General features: G+C 72.1%; 14 protein-coding genes. 11 read left to right on the top strand and 3 right to left on the bottom strand.

Annotated features, from left to right (window positions below; all coding sequences use genetic code 11):
* Positions 1-14: 14 nt before the first annotated feature.
* Positions 15-635, bottom strand: a complete 621-nt coding sequence (locus ACN28C_RS05645) for a hypothetical protein (protein WP_422772506.1) — start codon at positions 633-635, stop codon at positions 15-17.
* 121 nt (positions 636-756) lie between these two features.
* Between ACN28C_RS05645 and ACN28C_RS05640 the strand changes: the two genes are divergently transcribed.
* Entirely contained in the window at positions 757-1,224 is a 468-nt protein-coding gene (locus ACN28C_RS05640; RefSeq protein ID WP_422772505.1) for an Rrf2 family transcriptional regulator, read from the top strand.
* Positions 1,221-1,958, top strand: coding sequence for an NIPSNAP family protein (locus ACN28C_RS05635; RefSeq protein ID WP_422772504.1), 738 nt, complete (start codon positions 1,221-1,223; stop codon positions 1,956-1,958). Before ACN28C_RS05640 ends, ACN28C_RS05635 begins: the two co-directional genes overlap by 4 nt.
* 41 nt (positions 1,959-1,999) lie before the next feature.
* On the opposite strand, the gene ACN28C_RS05630 is transcribed toward ACN28C_RS05635, so the two are convergent.
* Complete coding sequence (locus tag ACN28C_RS05630; protein WP_422772503.1) at positions 2,000-3,478, bottom strand: CCA tRNA nucleotidyltransferase; 1,479 nt, start codon at positions 3,476-3,478, stop codon at positions 2,000-2,002.
* Between the two features lie 155 nt (positions 3,479-3,633).
* Here ACN28C_RS05630 and murJ point away from each other — a divergent pair, with 155 nt between their 5' ends.
* From murJ to ACN28C_RS05595, 7 genes are all read left to right on the top strand, one after another.
* Positions 3,634-5,352, top strand: coding sequence for a murein biosynthesis integral membrane protein MurJ (murJ, locus tag ACN28C_RS05625; protein WP_422772502.1), 1,719 nt, complete (start codon positions 3,634-3,636; stop codon positions 5,350-5,352).
* 581 nt (positions 5,353-5,933) lie between these two features.
* Positions 5,934-7,556, top strand: a complete 1,623-nt coding sequence (locus ACN28C_RS05620; protein WP_422772501.1) for a protein kinase family protein — start codon at positions 5,934-5,936, stop codon at positions 7,554-7,556.
* Between the two features lie 46 nt (positions 7,557-7,602).
* The gene (sigM, locus tag ACN28C_RS05615; RefSeq protein ID WP_422772500.1) at positions 7,603-8,523 is read left to right on the top strand and encodes an RNA polymerase sigma factor SigM; all 921 of its coding nucleotides are present in this window, start codon (positions 7,603-7,605) and stop codon (positions 8,521-8,523) included.
* Entirely contained in the window at positions 8,520-9,644 is a 1,125-nt protein-coding gene (locus ACN28C_RS05610) for a hypothetical protein (RefSeq protein WP_422772499.1), read from the top strand. Before sigM ends, ACN28C_RS05610 begins: the two co-directional genes overlap by 4 nt.
* Before the next feature lie 183 nt (positions 9,645-9,827).
* Complete coding sequence (trxB, locus tag ACN28C_RS05605; protein ID WP_422772498.1) at positions 9,828-10,784, top strand: thioredoxin-disulfide reductase; 957 nt, start codon at positions 9,828-9,830, stop codon at positions 10,782-10,784.
* Between the two features lie 37 nt (positions 10,785-10,821).
* Positions 10,822-11,145, top strand: coding sequence for a thioredoxin (trxA, locus tag ACN28C_RS05600; protein ID WP_422772497.1), 324 nt, complete (start codon positions 10,822-10,824; stop codon positions 11,143-11,145).
* Between the two features lie 389 nt (positions 11,146-11,534).
* Positions 11,535-12,701 (top strand): N-acetylmuramoyl-L-alanine amidase, encoded by a 1,167-nt coding sequence (locus ACN28C_RS05595; protein ID WP_422772496.1) that lies wholly within the window; start codon positions 11,535-11,537, stop codon positions 12,699-12,701.
* Between the two features lie 34 nt (positions 12,702-12,735).
* Here ACN28C_RS05595 and ACN28C_RS05590 read toward each other — a convergent pair whose 3' ends face one another.
* A complete protein-coding gene (locus ACN28C_RS05590; RefSeq protein WP_421496240.1) occupies positions 12,736-13,395 on the bottom strand; it encodes a GNAT family N-acetyltransferase in 660 nt (219 codons plus the stop codon).
* 306 nt (positions 13,396-13,701) lie between these two features.
* Between ACN28C_RS05590 and ACN28C_RS05585 the strand changes: the two genes are divergently transcribed.
* Together ACN28C_RS05585 and ACN28C_RS05580 are read left to right on the top strand one after the other, a co-directional pair.
* On the top strand, positions 13,702-15,018 hold the full coding sequence (locus tag ACN28C_RS05585) for a PLP-dependent aminotransferase family protein (protein ID WP_422772495.1): 1,317 nt from the start codon (positions 13,702-13,704) through the stop codon (positions 15,016-15,018).
* A gap of 8 nt (positions 15,019-15,026) precedes the next feature.
* Positions 15,027-16,055, top strand: coding sequence for a D-alanine--D-alanine ligase family protein (locus ACN28C_RS05580; RefSeq protein ID WP_422772494.1), 1,029 nt, complete (start codon positions 15,027-15,029; stop codon positions 16,053-16,055).
* Positions 16,056-16,076 lie beyond the last annotated feature (21 nt).

Here is a 16,076-nt window from a genome sequence, read left to right as displayed (position 1 = left end):
CAGATCCGTTGTGGTCAGCCGGACCGGAGGTACGACGTGGTGTAGACCAGGGTCCTATGCGTCAGTCCGGTGCCGGTGCAGGTGTAGTCGAAGGGCTCGGACGAGGCGGTGAAGTGCCGCCAGGGGCCGGCCGCGTCGTCGCCGACCCGGAGCCTCACCTCGGCCTCGGAGCGTACGTCCGCCAGTTCGACCCGGTCACCGGCGACCTGGTAGCGATAGGTGACCGTGCCGCGCAGCTCCAGTACGACGTCCCGGCCCGCGTACCCGCTCCGGTAGGTGGTGCCGGTGCCGTAGTCGACGATCCCGGTCCCGTCGGCGCCGAGCGAGAGTTCCGATCCGGCACCGGTGAAACTGAGCTCGCCGATCCCGGGCACGTCGACCTGCTCGGTGTGCGACGTGACCCGCCACCGGCCCACCAGGCAGCTCCGGGCGTCAGCGCGTGCCGACGTGCCCTCCGCCGTCGGTGATGCCGCGCCGGTGCCGGCCGGTTCGCGTCGCCCGCCATCGCCGCCGTCCACACCGGCGCGAAGCACCACGACGACCCCGATCGCCACGACCAGTCCGACAAGCGTCGAGCCCAACGCCACGATCGGCACCAGGAAGGAACGGTTGCCCGCCCCGCCCGGGACTGTCACGGTCACCTCCTGCCGCTGCCGATAGACAGTGAACGCTAATCGACGGCGGACGCCACCGGCAGCGGAGGCGCGTGTCTTGACAACCCGCGGACAGATGTAACAGGCTTTGTTACATCCACGGATGGCGAGCACGGGGAGTTCCTTCCGCACGATGTCGGCAAACAGCAGACTCACCATCGGCGCGCACGCGCTGGCGTGGCTGGCCCTGGCGCAGCGGCGCGGCCGGCCGGTACTCACCTCGGACGAGGTCGCGGCGAGCGTCCGGACCAACCCGGTGGTCATCCGGCGTCGCCTCGGCGAGCTGCATCGGGCCGGCCTGGTGGAGGTGCGGCGCGGCGCGGGCGCGGGCTGGAGCCTCGCACGCCCCGCGGACCGGATCACCCTGCTCGACGTGTACACGGCCGTCGAACACGATCCGATCTTCGCGATGCACCCGGGCGAGCCCAACCCGGAGTGCCCGGTCGGCCGGGGCATCCGACCGGCGCTGCGAGCCGTCTACGGCGACGTCGAGGCGGTGCTCCGCCGCCAACTGGCGGGCACCTCGATCGCCGCCCTACTCGACCGGATAATGGGGACGGAGCGGAAATGACCGACGGCATCCGGCACCCGATCGTCGAACTACGGCAGTACACCCTGCACCCCGGCACGCGGGACGCGCTGGTCGGCCTCTTCGACCGGGAGTTGGTCGAGCCGCAGGAGGCGGCGGGGATGGCGGTCGTCGGGCAGTTCCGGGACATCGACGACCCGGATCGCTTCGTCTGGTTGCGCGGTTTTCCCGACATGCCCCGCCGGGCCGAGGCGCTGCACCGTTTCTACGGCGGTCCGGTCTGGCAACGGCACCGGGACGAGGCGAACGCGACGATGATCGACTCTGACGACGTCCACCTGCTCCGGCCGACGGGTGCCCGGGACGGCTTCCGGGCCAACACCGCCGCACGGCCGCCGGTCGGGACCGCCCGGCGTCCCGGGTCGGTCGTGCTGGTGACGCTCTGCCACCGGAGAGTGCCGGTCGACGACGCCCTCACCGGGTACGTCGACCGGGAGGTCCGGCCGGCACTCGCCGAAAGCGGCGCCGCGCCACTGGCCCGCTTCGAGACCGAGTACGCCGAGAACACCTTCCCCGCGCTCCCGGTCCGGACCGGCGAGCACCTCCTCGTCTGGTTCTCCCGCTTCGCCGGTCTCGACCACCTGCACGACCACCAGCACCGGCTGGCCCGGTCGCGGCACTGGCAGGCGACCGTGCTGCCCGGCCTCACCGGTCTCGGCGTGACGGAGCTACGGCAGTTGCGCCTGGCCCCGACCGCCCGCTCCGCACTGCGCTGAACCGCGGGCCTGGTCGACTACCTGGGACAGGGTGACCCGGTTCAGTCCAGGACGCCCTGCTCCCGGGCCCAGCGCTGCAGCTCTGCCTCGGCCTCGTCCCGGTCCAGCGGGCCACGCTCCAGGCGGATCTCCTTCAGGTGCCGCCAGGCCCGCCCGACGATCGGCCCCGGCGGTACGCCGAGCAGCTCCATGATGGCGTTGCCGTCGAGGTCGGGCCGGACCCGGGCGAGATCCTCCTCCGCCTGGATCCGCGCGATCCGCTCCTCCAGCGCGTCGTAGTCGGCGGCCAGGGCGGCGGCCTTACGCCGGTTCCGGGTGGTGCAGTCGGAACGCGTCAACTTGTGCAGCCGGGGCAGCAGCTCACCGGCGTCGGTGACATACCGACGGACCGCCGAGTCGGTCCACTCGCCGCGCCCGTACCCGTAGAACCGCAGGTGCAGGCCGACCAGCCCGACCACCTGGCCGATCACGTCCTTGGGATAGCGCAGCGCCTTCATCCGCTGCTTCGTCATCCGGGCGCCGACCACCTCGTGGTGGTGGAAGCTGACCCGGCCGTCCGGTCCGACCGCCTTGGTCGCCGGCTTGCCGACGTCGTGCATCAGCGCCGCCATCCGGAGTACGAAGTCGCAGCCGCCCTCCTCCAGCCGGATCGCGTTGCTCACCACGGTGAGGGTGTGCTCGTAGACGTCCTTGTGCTGCGCGTGCTCGTCGATTTCCAGCTTCAGCCCGGAGAGTTCCGGCAGGAACCGGTCGGCGAGCCCGGTGTCGACCAGCAGCCGCAGCCCGGTAACCGCGTCGGCTCCGCAGAGCAGCTTGGTGAACTCGTCCCGGATCCGCTCCGCGGTGATCCGGTCGAGGTCGGCCGCCATCGCCCGCATCGCCTCCCGGACGACGGGATGCACCGCGAAGCGCAGTTGCGCGGCGAACCGGGCCGCGCGGAGCATCCGCAGCGGGTCGTCCCCGAACGACTCGGCGGGGGTCCCCGGGGTCCGGATCACCCGGTCGGCGAGGTCGGCCAGCCCACCGTACGGGTCGGTGAAGTCGTGGCCGGGCAGGCTGACCGCCATCGCGTTGACGGTGAAGTCGCGCCGCCGCAGGTCGTCGGCGAGGTTGTCGCCGTACCGCACGACCGGGTTGCGGCTGACCTGGTCGTACGACTCGGCCCGGAAGGTGGTGATCTCCAGTCGGAGCCCGGCCCGCTGTGCGCCGATCGTGCCGAACTCGCGCCCGGTCTCCCAGGTCGCCTCGGCCCACCCCTTCAGCAGCCGGAGTGTCTCGTCCGGATGTGCGTCGGTGGCGAAGTCGAGATCCTCGCCGAGCCGGCCGAGCAGGGCGTCCCGGACCGAACCGCCGACCAGATGCAGCTCGTGGCCGGCCCCGGCGAAGCGCCGGCCCAGCTCGTCGGCGACCGGCGAGACCCGGAGCAGTTCCGCGACGGCGTTGCGCTGGGCAGCGCTCAGGGCCGACCGGCTGGCGGACGGCGTGGCGCGGGCGTCGTGCGGGGCGGATGTTTCGGACATGGGATCGCCAGCGTACTGAACTGGTCGGCACGGTCCGGCACCGGCCGGGCGGCACCGGCGACGCACCGCCCGGCACCGGTCGGCGGTGACCCGGTTGACTATGGTTCCAACAGTGCCGGCGGGTGCCCTGCCCGCCGTACCCCTGGGAGGCTGACATGGCTGGCGGGCTGTACCGCAGCGCGAACGCCATGCCCGACGGCGTCCCGCCGCCCCAGGACGGCGCCACGCTGATCTCGACGGCGCCGATCATCGAGAGCACGAACCCGCCGCCGGAGACCGCCGGCAGCGCCGCCGGCAACAGCGCGATCATGGCGATCGGCAGCCTGGTGAGCCGGGGTACGGGCTTCCTGCGCACCCTGATGGTGACGGCCGCGCTCGGCGCGTTCGCCGTCAACGACGCCTACGCCACCGCGTTGATCATCCCGCAGATGGTCTACGAGTTCCTGCTCGGCGGCATCCTGACCAGCGTGCTCGTGCCGGTGCTGGTACGCCGCCGCAAGCTCGACGGCGACGGCGGCCAGGCGTACGCGCAGCGCCTGCTCACCCTGGCGGTCTTCGCCCTCGGCGTGGCCGTGGTCTTCGCGATGGCCGCCGCGCCCCTGCTCACCGAGATCTATGCGGGCGGCCGGGGCGACGAATACCAGAGCTTGGTCACCAGGCTCTCCTACCTGCTGCTGCCGATCATCTTCTTCTCCGGCCTCAGCGCCCTGGTCGCCGCCGTGCTCAACACCCGGGGCCACTTCGCGGCGCCGATGTGGACGCCGATTCTCAACAACCTGGTCATCATCGCCGCCTGCGCGCTCTACATCGCCGTCTACGGCGCCCGGGTCATCGACCCGGCGCAGATGGGTCCGGGCCGGATCCTGCTGCTCGGTGGCGGAACCCTGCTCGGGATCGTGGTCCAGGCCGTCGGCCTGCTGCCGGCACTGCGCCGGGTGGGCTTCCGCTGGCGGTGGCGGTTCGACTTCCGGGCGCTTGGCCTGCGCGAGCTGGGCCGGCTCGGCGGCTGGATGTTCTGCTACGTCGCGGTCAACTCGGTCGGCCTGATCGTCCTGTTCAACCTCCTCAACCAGGTGGAGGGCGAGTCGGCCGGGCCGGCCATCTACAACAACGTCTTCCTCCTGCTGATGATGGCGCACGGCATCATCTCGGTTTCGATCATCACCGCCCTGATGCCCCGGATGAGCGCCGCCGCCGCCGACGGCCGGTTCGGGGACATGACGGCTGATCTGTCCCGTACGGTCCGGACCGTCACGGCGGTGCTCGCACCGATCGCGGTCTGCTACGCCGTGCTTGCCGAGCCGATCGCGGTGACGCTCTTCGACTACGGCGCGGCCCGGGGCGACGCCGGGGCGATCTCCCCGGTGCTGCTGGTCGCCGCGCTCGCCCTGATTCCCTTCGCGGTCAGCCAGGTCTTCACCTTCGCGTTCTGGGCGTTGCCCGACACCCGGATGCCGGCCCTGATCAACATCCCGGTCGTCCTGCTCCGGATCCTGGTGCAGGTGCTGGTCTTCGTCGCCTTCTCCACCTCGGTGCTCGCTTCCGGGATGATGCTCGGCAACGCGGTCTCGTACGTCGCGGCGGCGGTGATCTCCGCCTGGTTGCTGCGCCCCCGGATCGGCCGGATCGGACTCGGCGCGGTGGTCAACACCTTCGGTCGGGTGCTGGTGGCCGCCCTCGGCGCGGCCCTGGTCGGCCTCCTGGTGGTCGTCCTGCTTCCCGGCGAGGCGCTCGAGAACCGCTGGTTGGGCTTCCTGGAGGTGGCGATCGGCGGTACGGCGATCGGCGCCACCTACCTCGGGCTGGCACTGCTGCTACGGATCCGGGAGATCACCGACGTGGTCGGACTGGTCCGGCGCCGGCTCGGCCGATGAGCGCCGACCCCGCCGATCCCGCCGATCCCGTCAACCCGTGGCGGTGAAGGGCTGGGGACAATCCTGTGGAAAACCTGGCGCGTCCCGGCTCGCCACGGAACACGGGCTGTGGACAACGCCGCGTCAGGATCGACTGACCAATTGTCACGGCCCGACATGACCCGGCGGCATCACCCGGCGGAGGTAGCGGAGTCGGTTCGTCCGCGAGGACCCCGATGCTCTCGACCTGGCGCGTCGGGCATACTTCCGGCGCACAGGGGAAGGCGCCGGATGCACGCCGACGCCCCGGACGACAGGACTGCCGGGCGGTGGTGGCGGGCGGGCAGGCGCACCGGCCCGGTAGCAAACTGTTGAAATTAACCTATACATTGCTTAAATGCACAGGCCATCACCGTGGCTGAGAGCGGGCGATGCAGCGCACTACCCGGCAGATCCGCCCAGCGGGTCGGCACAGGGCCGGAAGCTGACGTGTCGGGGATCAGTCAGACCCAGGTAAGGTCGCTCTCGACGGGTGCGGCGAGCGCCTAGGCTAGGAGTGCCGGTGGCCGTCCGATTTCCTTCGAGGCGGAGCGGGAAGCCAGATGCCCAGCAGCACGGGTCCATCGATCGAGACGATCACCGAGGGAGGACGGGTGACCCAGGTCGGCGAAGGTCAGGAGGCGGACGAGGCGACCCCGTCCGTAATGACCTTCGGTGCGCCCGCCGTCGGTGAGGTCCTGGCCGAGCGGTACGAGCTTGCCGAACACATCAACGACGACAGCGCAGGCCGCCAGGTGTGGCGCGGCGTCGACGTCATACTCCGCCGGCCGGTGGCCGTCGTGCTGCGCTATCCCGGTGGTGATTCGGCGAAGGAGATGCTCCAGGCTGCGGTGGCAGCCAGCCGGGTGATCCACCCCAATCTGGTCGGCGTCTACGACGCGATCGACGAGGAGGACCGGGCGTACGTCGTCCGCGAGTGGGTCGACGGTCACTCCCTGCGCGAACTGATTTCCGAGGGCGTGCTCGACCCGGCACGGGCCACCAGCATCGCGCACGCCGTCTCCGGGGCGATCGCCGCCATCCACGCCACCGGCATGGTGCACGGCAACCTGCACCCGGGCACGGTGATGGTCGCCGACGACGGCCGGGTGGTGCTCGCCGACGCGCGCACCGACGGCGCGGACACTCCCGAAACCGACGTACGGGCGGTCGGTGGCATCCTCTACTACGCGCTGACCGGCCACTGGCCGCACGCCGAGGCGTCCCTGACCGCCGGATCCACCCGCCGGTCCCGCTCGCCGCTACCGGACGCGGTACGGGACGCGAGCGGCACGATCGCCGCTCCCCGTCAGGTCCGGGCCGGTGTCCCCGCCTACCTCGACGACCTCACCATGGACCTGCTCGACGCCCAGCTCGCCGTGCCGTCCTCGGACGTCCTCGCCGCGGAGCTGGGTCGGCTGGACGCCGCCGCCGAGGAGCACTACCTGGACAGCGGCCCGCTCCGCTTCACCTCCGGCGACGACAGCGGTCCCGACCCCTCGACGCCGAGCAACCGCAGGATGCTGATCGGGATCGCCGCCCTGCTCGTGGTCGCGCTGGTCGGGCTCTCGCTCGGCATCAACGCGTTGGTCGGCGACGGAGGCACGGCCGCCGACCAGGCCGGTCCGGCACCCAGCACGCAGGCCAGCAGCCAGCCCGCGGTCGCGGGCGATCCCGAGCCGGCCGCCACCCCCCGCAAGGTCGCGCTCAAGGGCGACCAGGTCCGGGTTATCGACCCGGGCGGCACCCGGAGCGAGCTGGACGGCGCGGAGAAGGTGGTCGACGGCGACGCGAACGAGGGCTGGGAGACCGAGACCTACCGGAGCAGGTCGAACTTCGGCAACCAGAAGCCCGGCATGGGCATCCTGGTCAACCTGGGTGAGCCCCGAGAGGTCACCAATGTGCAGGTGCAGTTCTCCGACAGCGGCGTCTCCGCCGAGCTGCGCTGGGGCACCAGGGACTTCCCGGCGACCGGCAGCGGCGACCAGGACCTGATCGAGGCGTACAGCAACCGGATCGGCAACGCGTCCGAGAAAACCGAGGGGGCGAACGTCTCCTTCAGCCAGTTCACCCCGGGCCAGGAATACCAGTACCTGCTGCTGTGGATCACCGACCTGCCGGAGACCGAGCCCGGTTCCGGCAGATACAAGATCGGCGTCCAGGAGATCACGGTCCACAGCCGGTGACCCGCCGGTCGTGCCGTCGCGTGCACGGTTCGGCTATCGTGCGGCAATGACCGGCGGGCGGGGTTCCGACGCAGTCGGCCGGGTCGCCCCGGCCGACTGGACCGACGACGAGCCGACCCCGCGCCCCCGTGCGGCCGGGCAGGGGCACGATCGGGCGGACGCCCCGGAGAGCAGCGGCACGGTGCGTCGGCCGGGCCCGGACCGGGCCGTACCGGTGGCCGGGTCGGCATCGCCGGGCGACCCCGAGCGCAGCGACGCGGAACTGCTCCGGGCACACGTCGACGGCGACCGGGACGCCTTCGCCACCCTCTTCCACCGCCACCGCGACCGGCTCTGGGCGGTGGCGCTGCGTACGGTCACCGACCGGGAGGAGGCGGCGGACGCCCTCCAGGACGCCCTCCTCTCGGCACACCGGTCGGCGGCCCGGTTCCGGGGCGAGGCCGCGGTCACCACCTGGCTGCACCGGATCGTGGTCAACGCGTGCCTCGACCGCATCCGCCGCCGGCAGGCCCATCCCACGGTGCCGCTGCCGGAGGGCAGCCGGTCGGGCGACGCCGCGCGCTGGCAGGGCGGCGTCGAGCCGGCCGCCCCGGCCACCGACCACGACACGACCCTCGTGGTACGGCAGGCACTCGCCGAACTCCCGATCGAGCAGCGGGCCGCCCTCGTCCTCGTCGACCTGCAGGGCTATCCGGTCGCCGAGGTGGCCGAGATGCTCGACGTCGCCGAGGGCACCGTGAAGAGCCGGTGCGCGCGGGGACGGGCCCGGCTCGCGGTGCTGCTCGGCCACCTCCGGACCGGCGGAGAGGATCGCGACCGCGCCGCGTCCGGCGCCGAGGTGCGCTCGGTCACCGGCGGGAACCCCCGGCCAGCTCCGGGCGTCCGATCAGGGTCGAGTCGGCTCGGAGCGGGCAGTCAGGAGCCCCGGGGGCGGGCTCGGCACAACCAGGACCAGGAGGAATCGTGACCGGGGGCCAGTTCGAGGAGGTCGATCTCGACCTGCTGGCCGACTATGTCGGCGGCGCGCTCGACGGCACCTCGGACGAGAACGAGGTCGCCCGCCTGATCGCAGAGGACCGGTCCTGGGCGGAGGCATACGCGGAACTCACCGCCGCCGTCGACGCCGTACGGCTCGATCTGACCGGCTGGGCCGCGGAACCGACCCCGATGCCGTCGGCGGTGGTCGACCGGCTCACGGCGGCGCTCTGCGACGCGCCCGTGACCGCCGTCCCCACCGCGACCGCAGCCACCGCCTCCCCGGAAGACCTCGGGAAGCCGTCGGACACCGCGGGGAAGCCGTCGGGTGGCGCCCGGCCGGCCGGCCCGACGCATCCGGCCGGGCGACCCGGCCCGATCGGTCCCGGTGTACCCGGGCGGGCCGAGGGCGGCGGCTCCGGCAGAGCAAGCCGGCGGCGGCGCTGGATGCGGCGGCTGGCCGGGCCGGTCCTGGTCGCCACCGTCGTCGCCGGCTTCGGCGGGTTCGCGGTCGGCCGTCTCGTCACCGTCGGGGTAGGGAGCAACTCGCAGACGGACACGGCGGCGGGTGCCGCCGAGGACGCCGCCGCGCCCCAGGTCTTCGGCTCCGGGCCGCCCAGGGTGGTGCTCGAACCCTCCGCCGAGCGGATGCTGGCCACCGGCACCGACTACACCCCGACCTCCCTGCCCGACACCGTCTCGGGCCTGACCCGGCAGGCCGTTCCGGGCGCGTCGGCCAGCCGCACCCCGCCACCGGTGAGCCCGAGCTCCCCGCCCCGGCGGGAGAGCGCCGGACCGACCGCCGGGACGCCGCCCCCTCCGGACAAGGCAGCCGCGGACCAGGCGTGCTGCCAGCCGATGCGGGCGCAGAGCGGGCTGGAACGGCTGAGTGACCGTTCCGCGCTCGCCGAGTGCCTCGACGCGATCGCGGCAACCCACGCCCAGGGCCCGGTCGCGGTCGAGCTGGTCGACTACGCCACGTTCGAGGGCCGGGCCGCCCTGGTCGTCGTCTTCACCGATCGCTCGGGGGCCCGCTGGGCGTGGGTGACCGGACCGCAGTGCGGCTCCCCGGCCGGCGGTGCCGACGTCACCTATCAGACGCGGGTAGGGTGAACAGCGCCTCATCGGCGCGTTTCGTCGACGCAGTGACGTGACCCACCGGATGACCGGCTCGGGAATCCCCGGTTCGTACGATGACGTTCTGGCTTGCAGGTGCCGGTGCCGTACGCGGCCGGCGCTCGGACCGCCGTCGGCGCCTGGCGCCGGTGGCGCTGAGACACACATCGGGAGACGGCAGTGGACGAGGTCCGCAACCTCATCATCATCGGCTCGGGACCGGCCGGTTACACCGCGGCGGTCTACGCGGCGCGCGCCAATCTCACACCGCTGGTCATCGAGGGTGTGCAGTCCGGCGGTGCCCTGATGACCACCACCGAGGTGGAAAACTTCCCCGGCTTCGCGGACGGCATCATGGGCCCGGAGCTGATGGACTCGATGCGCAAGCAGGCCGAGCGGTTCGGGGCCGAGTTCGTCACCGACGACGTGACCCGGGTCGAGCTGGTCGACACCGGCGTGCCGGCCTCCGGCGCGACGAGCACGGTCTACGTCGGCGAGACGGCCTACCGGGCGAAGGCGGTCATCCTGAGCACCGGTTCCGCCTGGCGGCCGCTCGGCGTGCCGGGCGAGCAGGAATATCTCGGGCACGGGGTGTCGTCCTGTGCCACCTGTGACGGCTTCTTCTTCCGGGGCCAGGAGATCGTGGTCGTCGGTGGTGGCGACTCGGCGATGGAGGAGGCGACCTTCCTCACCAAGTTCGCCAGCAAGGTGACCATCGTGCACCGCCGCGACGAGTTCCGGGCCAGCAAGATCATGGCCGATCGCGCGCTGGCCAACGAAAAGATCCACGTCGAGTGGAACAGCGTCGTCGAGGAGGTGCTCGGCGACGACGGCAAGGTCTCCGGCGTACGGCTACGCAACGCGCACACCGGCGAGGCCAAGACGCTCGACGTCAGCGGCGTTTTCGTGGCCATCGGTCACGACCCGCGCAGCGAGCTCTTCCGGGGGCAGGTGGAGCTGGACGACAACGGCTACGTCAAGGTCGACGCACCGAGCACCCGGACCAACATCCCCGGAGTGTTCGCCGCCGGCGATCTCGTCGACCACACGTACCGCCAGGCGATCACCGCGGCCGGCACCGGCTGTGCCGCCGCCCTCGACGCCGAGCGGTTTCTCGCGACGCTCGAAGAAGACTGATTGTCAGACGCACGAAAGCAACCCCCGAGGAGGACTAGTGGGAGCAACAAGCGCCGTCACCGACGCCAACTTCGCCAGTGACGTGCTGCAGTCCGACACGCCGGTACTGGTGGACTTCTGGGCCGAGTGGTGCGGACCGTGCCGCAAGGTCGACACCCTGCTCGAAGAGATCGCCGGCGAAATGGGGGACAAGGTCCGCATCGTCAAGCTCAATATCGACGACAACCCGGAGACGGCCCGTGCCTACCGGGTGCTGTCGGTGCCGACCCTGACGATGTTCAAGGGTGGCGAGCCCGTGCAGTCCATCGCGGGCGCCCGCCCCAAGAGTGACCTGATCAAGCTCATCGAGACGGCCCTGTAGCCGCCGCACCGCCACGCCGGCGCGCCCGCCTCCGCAGCCCGGGGAGCGGGCGCGCCGGCTTTCCGCCGCCGGGCACCGGCCGACCACGTCGGCGGTCATAGCGGAGATATCCCCAGCTCCGGAGGGGTTGGCCCGATCGCGTACGGTCAACAACGGGCGGGCGCCGGAGTGTCACGGTACGCTCCGGAAGCGTTCCTTCTCGCCGAGGGTGGGCCGGCGCCACCCGACGCGGATCCGCCTCCGGTGGTGCGGCGGGCGGTCGGGAGCAGCAGAACGTCCGCCGCCGCCGGAGCAGCACACCGTCGGCCGCCGGCCCGGTCGCCGACGCCGTTCCGACATCGCCTGCCCGTCGGGCAGAGCAGCCGCCGCCAGACAGAGGGAGGTCGTCCGTGCGTCCGATCCGACGTGGTGACCGGGGACGTGCGGTCACCGAGATCCGGGCCGTCCTGGTCGGCCTGAACCTGCTGCCCGCCGGTGGCCCGCCCGGCGCCGACGAGTTCGAGGAGGAAACCGAGCGCGCGGTACGCGCCTTCCAGCAGGACCGTGGGCTCAGCGTGGACGGCCAGGTCGGCCCGGAAACCTGGCGCGCGCTGGACGCCGCCCGCTGGCGCCTCGGGGCCCGCACCCTCTACCAGGCGATCCCCGACCCGCTGATCGGCGAGGACGTCCGTACCCTCCAGGAGCGCCTGCTGGAGATGGGCTACGACGTGGGCCGCGCCGACGGCGTGTACGGAGCCCGCACCGCCCGCGCCGTCGCACAGTTCCAGCGCGAGGTCGGCCTCTCCCCGGACGGCGCCTGCGGTCCGCAGACCATGCACGCGCTGCGCCGGCTGGGCCGGAAGGTGGTCGGCGGCCGGCCGACCCTGCTGCGCGAGTCCGACGCGTTCCGCCAGTCGGGCCCGAACCTGGTCGGCAAGGTCATCGTCATCGACCCGGGCCACGACCCGTTCGATCCGGGCTTCGTGGTCCAGGACGGCGCGCTGCGCTGGACCGAGGCGGACCTCGCCTACGACCTCGCCGCACGGCTGGAGGGCCGGCTCGCCGCCGCCGGCATGCGAGTCCACCTCACCAGGGGTCCGGCACCCGCCGCGCCCCTGGCCGACCTCGACCGGGCCGAGCTGGCCAACGAACTCGGCGGCGACCTGCTCATCTCGCTGCACATCGACGGGCACGCCAACCCGGAGGCGGACGGCGTCGCCACCTACCACTACGGCACCTCCAACGGCGTGACCTCGACGGTCGGTGAACGGCTCGCCGGGCTCGTCCAGCGGGAGATCGTGGTCCGGACCGGGCTGCGCAACTGCCAGACCCACGCGAAGACCTGGGAACTGCTCCGGTTGACCCGGATGCCGGCGGTCCGGGTCGACGTCGGCTACCTCACCTCGCCCACCGACCGGGCCCGGCTGATCGATCCCCGGTTCCGGGACCGGGTCGTCGACGCCGTCGTCGCGGCGGTGCAACGGATGTACTTCCCGGTCGAGGAGGACGTACCGACCGGCTCGATCGACGTCAGCGAGCTGCGCGCGGTGGTCGCGGCGGGCGCCTCGCTCGACTGAGCGCCGCCCTGCCGACCGCCGCCCGCTCCGGCTCTCAACCGACGGCCGAGCGGGTGGCCGGACGCACCGGGCGGAGCAGCCCTTCCGGGCTCATCGAGCCGAGCAGCTTCTCCAACGCGTACTCGACGTCGGACTTCCAGGACATCGCGGTACGCAACTCCAGCCGCAGGCGGGGAAAGCGCGGATGGGGTCGTACCGTCTTGAAGCCGACGGAGAGGAAGTAGTCGGCCGGGGCGACGCATCCTCCGGCGCCCTCGCCCGCATCGCCGAACTTCGCGTCGCCGAACGCCTCGATCGCCTTGATCCCGCGCTTCGTCAGGTCGCGCGCGACCCCCTGGACCAGCATCCGGCCCAGACCGCCACCGGCGAAGGCCGTGACGATGTGCGCGGTGGTCAGCAGCGCGGCGTCCGCCGAGACCGGGGAGGTCGGAAACGCCATCGACCGAGGAACGTAGGCGGGCGGGGCATACATCACGAATCCCGCGGGCATACCGTCCACGTATGCCAGCTTCCCGCAGGAGCCCCACTCCAGCAGTGTCTGGGAGACCCAGGCCTCCTTCTCCAGGCCCGGGTCGCCCGCCTCGCGTGCGCGTCCGGCCGCCACCGGATCCAGCTCCCAGTAGACGCACTGGCGACACGGCCGAGGCAGGTCTTCCAGAGTGTCGAGGGTCAGACTGACCAGACGTCGCGACATCGGCGCATCCCCACAAATCATCCTTGGAGGCCCCAAGACGGCAAATGTCGCCATCTCCGGCCCCTACCCCCAACGAGTGATCGTACGCCGGAACCTCCCTGGTGGGGAGAGGACCGCTCGACTACGCACCGTTCCGCCCGATCAGGCGCTGGCCGGCAGGGTCGGCCGGTCCGACATGTGGACCAACCCGCTGGTCCGAGGGCCTGCCCGGGTGAGCCGGACTACGATCGATCGACGAGCGCCGACCGGCGGAGTTGCCGGCCGACTCCCGAGACCGCACCAGGAGCGCAGCGAGGAGGCAGCCTGATGACCGGCACCACGCTCGACGACTACACGGACCGGTACGCCCGGCGCGTACGGGGAATGACGGCGTCGGAGATCCGCGCATTGTTCGCCGTCGCCAGCCGTCCGGAGGTCGTCTCGTTGGCCGGCGGTGCCCCCTACATCGCGGCGTTGCCGCTCGACGCGGTCGGCGAGATGCTCAACCAGCTCGCCGCCGAGCAGGGCACCAGCACACTGCAGTACGGCATCGGCCAGGGCACGCTCGAGCTCCGGGAGCGGATCTGCGAGGTGATGGCGCTCTCGGGGATCGACGTCGGTTGCGGTGCCTCCCCCGAGGACGTGGTGGTGACCGTCGGCGGCCAGCAGGCACTCGACCTGATCGCCCGCCTCTTCCTCGACCCGGGCGACGTCGTGCTCGCCGAGGGACCGACCTACGTCGGTGCCCTCGGCGTCTTCCAGAGCGCACAGGCCCAGGTGGTGCACGTCCCGATGGACGCGGACGGCCTGATCCCCGAGGCGCTGGAGCTGGCCATCGCCGAGGTCGCCCGTTCGGGGCGGCGCGCGAAGTTTCTCTACACGATCCCGACGTTCCAGAACCCGGCCGGCGTGACGCTCAGCGAGGAGCGGCGGGAGCGGGTGCTCGACATCTGCGAGCGCGCCGGCCTGCTGGTGGTGGAGGACGACCCGTACGGCCAGCTCGGCTTCGACCGCGAGGCACCACGGCCGCTGCGGGCGCGTCGCCGCGACGGCGTCTTCTACCTCAGCACCTTCTCCAAGACCTTTGCTCCCGGGCTGCGGGTGGGCTGGATCCTGGCCCCGCACGCCGTACGCGACAAGCTGGTCATCGCCAGCGAGGCGCAGATCCTCTGCCCCAGCGCCTTCGCCCAGGCAGCCGTCACCACCTACCTGACCACGATGCCGTGGCGGCAGCAGCTCAAGATCTACCGCGAGGTCTACCGGGAGCGCCGCGACGCCCTGCTCGACGCGCTCGCCGACTACATGCCGGCCGGCACGAGCTGGACCGAGCCCGGTGGCGGTCTCTTCGTCTGGGCGACTCTTCCCGACGGCCTGGACGCCAAGGCGATGGTGCCCCGGGCCATCGCCGCCCGGGTCGCCTACGTTCCCGGCACCGGCTTCTTCGCCGACGGCACCGGCGCCGGGCACATGCGGCTCAACTTCTCGTTCCCACCGCCGGAGCGGATCCGCGAGGGCGTACGCCGGCTGGCCACCGTGATGGAGCAGGAGACCGCGATGCGCGAGGTCTTCGGCACGGTGGCGGCACCGTCCCGGAGCCGGCGAGGACAGGCCGGCGCGGACGTGCCAGGTCCCGACTTGGCATGATCTCCGGCATGGGTACGCACTCAGCCGACGATCCCCTGCACGCCGCCGACTGGCCGGAGCTCGTACCGGAGCTCACGGCGGAACTCCGTGTGCTGGTGCTCGCCGGTGGCCTGTCGTACGAGCGGGACGTGTCGCTCAAGTCCGGCCGGCGGGTGCTCGACGCTCTCCGGTCGGCCGGGGTGGAGGCGGAGCTCCGGGACGCGGACGTCTCCCTGCTCCCGCTGCTCCGCGACGACCCCCCGGACGCGGTGGTGATCGCCCTGCACGGCTCGACCGGCGAGGACGGCTCACTCCGCGGCGTGCTCGACATCTGCGACGTGCCGTACGTCGGCTGTGACGCCCGGTCGTCGCGGCTCGCCTGGGACAAGCCGTCCGCGAAGGCGGTGCTCCGGGAGAGCGGCATCCCCACCCCGGACTGGGTGGCGCTGCCACACGACCGCTTCTCCGAACTCGGCGCGGTGGCGGTACTGGAGCGGATCGTGGAGCGGCTCGGCCTGCCACTCATGATCAAGCCGGCCCAGGGTGGATCGGGCCTCGGCGCCGCAGTGGTCCGGGATCCGGCGGCGCTGCCGGCGGCCATGGTCGGTTGCTTCGCGTACGACTCGACAGCCCTCGTCGAGCGCTACGTGCCCGGAATGGACGTGGCGGTCTCCGTCGTCGACCTGGGTGACGGCCCGCAGGCCCTGCCCGCCGTCGAGATCGTCCCCCGCAACGGCGTCTACGACTACGCCGCTCGCTACACCGCCGGGCTCACCACCTGGCACGCCCCGGCCCGGCTGTCGGAGGCCGTGGCGGCCCGGGTGGCGGAGACCGCCCTCGCGGCCCACTCCGCGCTCGGGCTCCGGGACCTGTCCCGGGTGGACCTGATCGTCGACGAGACCGACCAGCCGCACGTGCTGGAGGTCAACGTCTCACCGGGGATGACCGAAACCTCGCTGCTACCGCTCGCCGTCACCGCCGCCGGTCTCGACTTCGGCAAGCTGCTCCGTACGCTGGTCACCCGCGCGTCCCGGCGGCGAGGTCCCGGCCGCCCGTGACCGACCGGTCGGGCCGGTAGC

The sequence above is a fragment of the Plantactinospora sp. WMMC1484 genome (assembly GCF_049315195.1).
Taxonomy (GTDB): Bacteria; Actinomycetota; Actinomycetes; order Mycobacteriales; family Micromonosporaceae; genus Plantactinospora.
Note: the sequence above shows the minus strand (reverse complement) of the source record. Positions and strands in the feature narration are given on the sequence as shown.

Bases quoted from the DNA above. Each gene is read 5' to 3' on its own strand.
- ACN28C_RS05640 (WP_422772505.1), top strand. From the start codon at position 757: ATGGCGAGCACGGGGAGTTCCTTCCGCACGATGTCGGCAAACAGCAGA.
- ACN28C_RS05635 (WP_422772504.1), top strand. From the start codon at position 1,221: ATGACCGACGGCATCCGGCACCCGATCGTCGAACTACGGCAGTACACC.
- ACN28C_RS05630 (WP_422772503.1), bottom strand. From the start codon at position 3,478: ATGTCCGAAACATCCGCCCCGCACGACGCCCGCGCCACGCCGTCCGCC.
- murJ (WP_422772502.1), top strand. From the start codon at position 3,634: ATGGCTGGCGGGCTGTACCGCAGCGCGAACGCCATGCCCGACGGCGTC.
- ACN28C_RS05620 (WP_422772501.1), top strand. From the start codon at position 5,934: ATGCCCAGCAGCACGGGTCCATCGATCGAGACGATCACCGAGGGAGGA.
- sigM (WP_422772500.1), top strand. From the start codon at position 7,603: ATGACCGGCGGGCGGGGTTCCGACGCAGTCGGCCGGGTCGCCCCGGCC.
- ACN28C_RS05590 (WP_421496240.1), bottom strand. From the start codon at position 13,395: ATGTCGCGACGTCTGGTCAGTCTGACCCTCGACACTCTGGAAGACCTG.
- ACN28C_RS05585 (WP_422772495.1), top strand. From the start codon at position 13,702: ATGACCGGCACCACGCTCGACGACTACACGGACCGGTACGCCCGGCGC.
- ACN28C_RS05580 (WP_422772494.1), top strand. From the start codon at position 15,027: ATGGGTACGCACTCAGCCGACGATCCCCTGCACGCCGCCGACTGGCCG.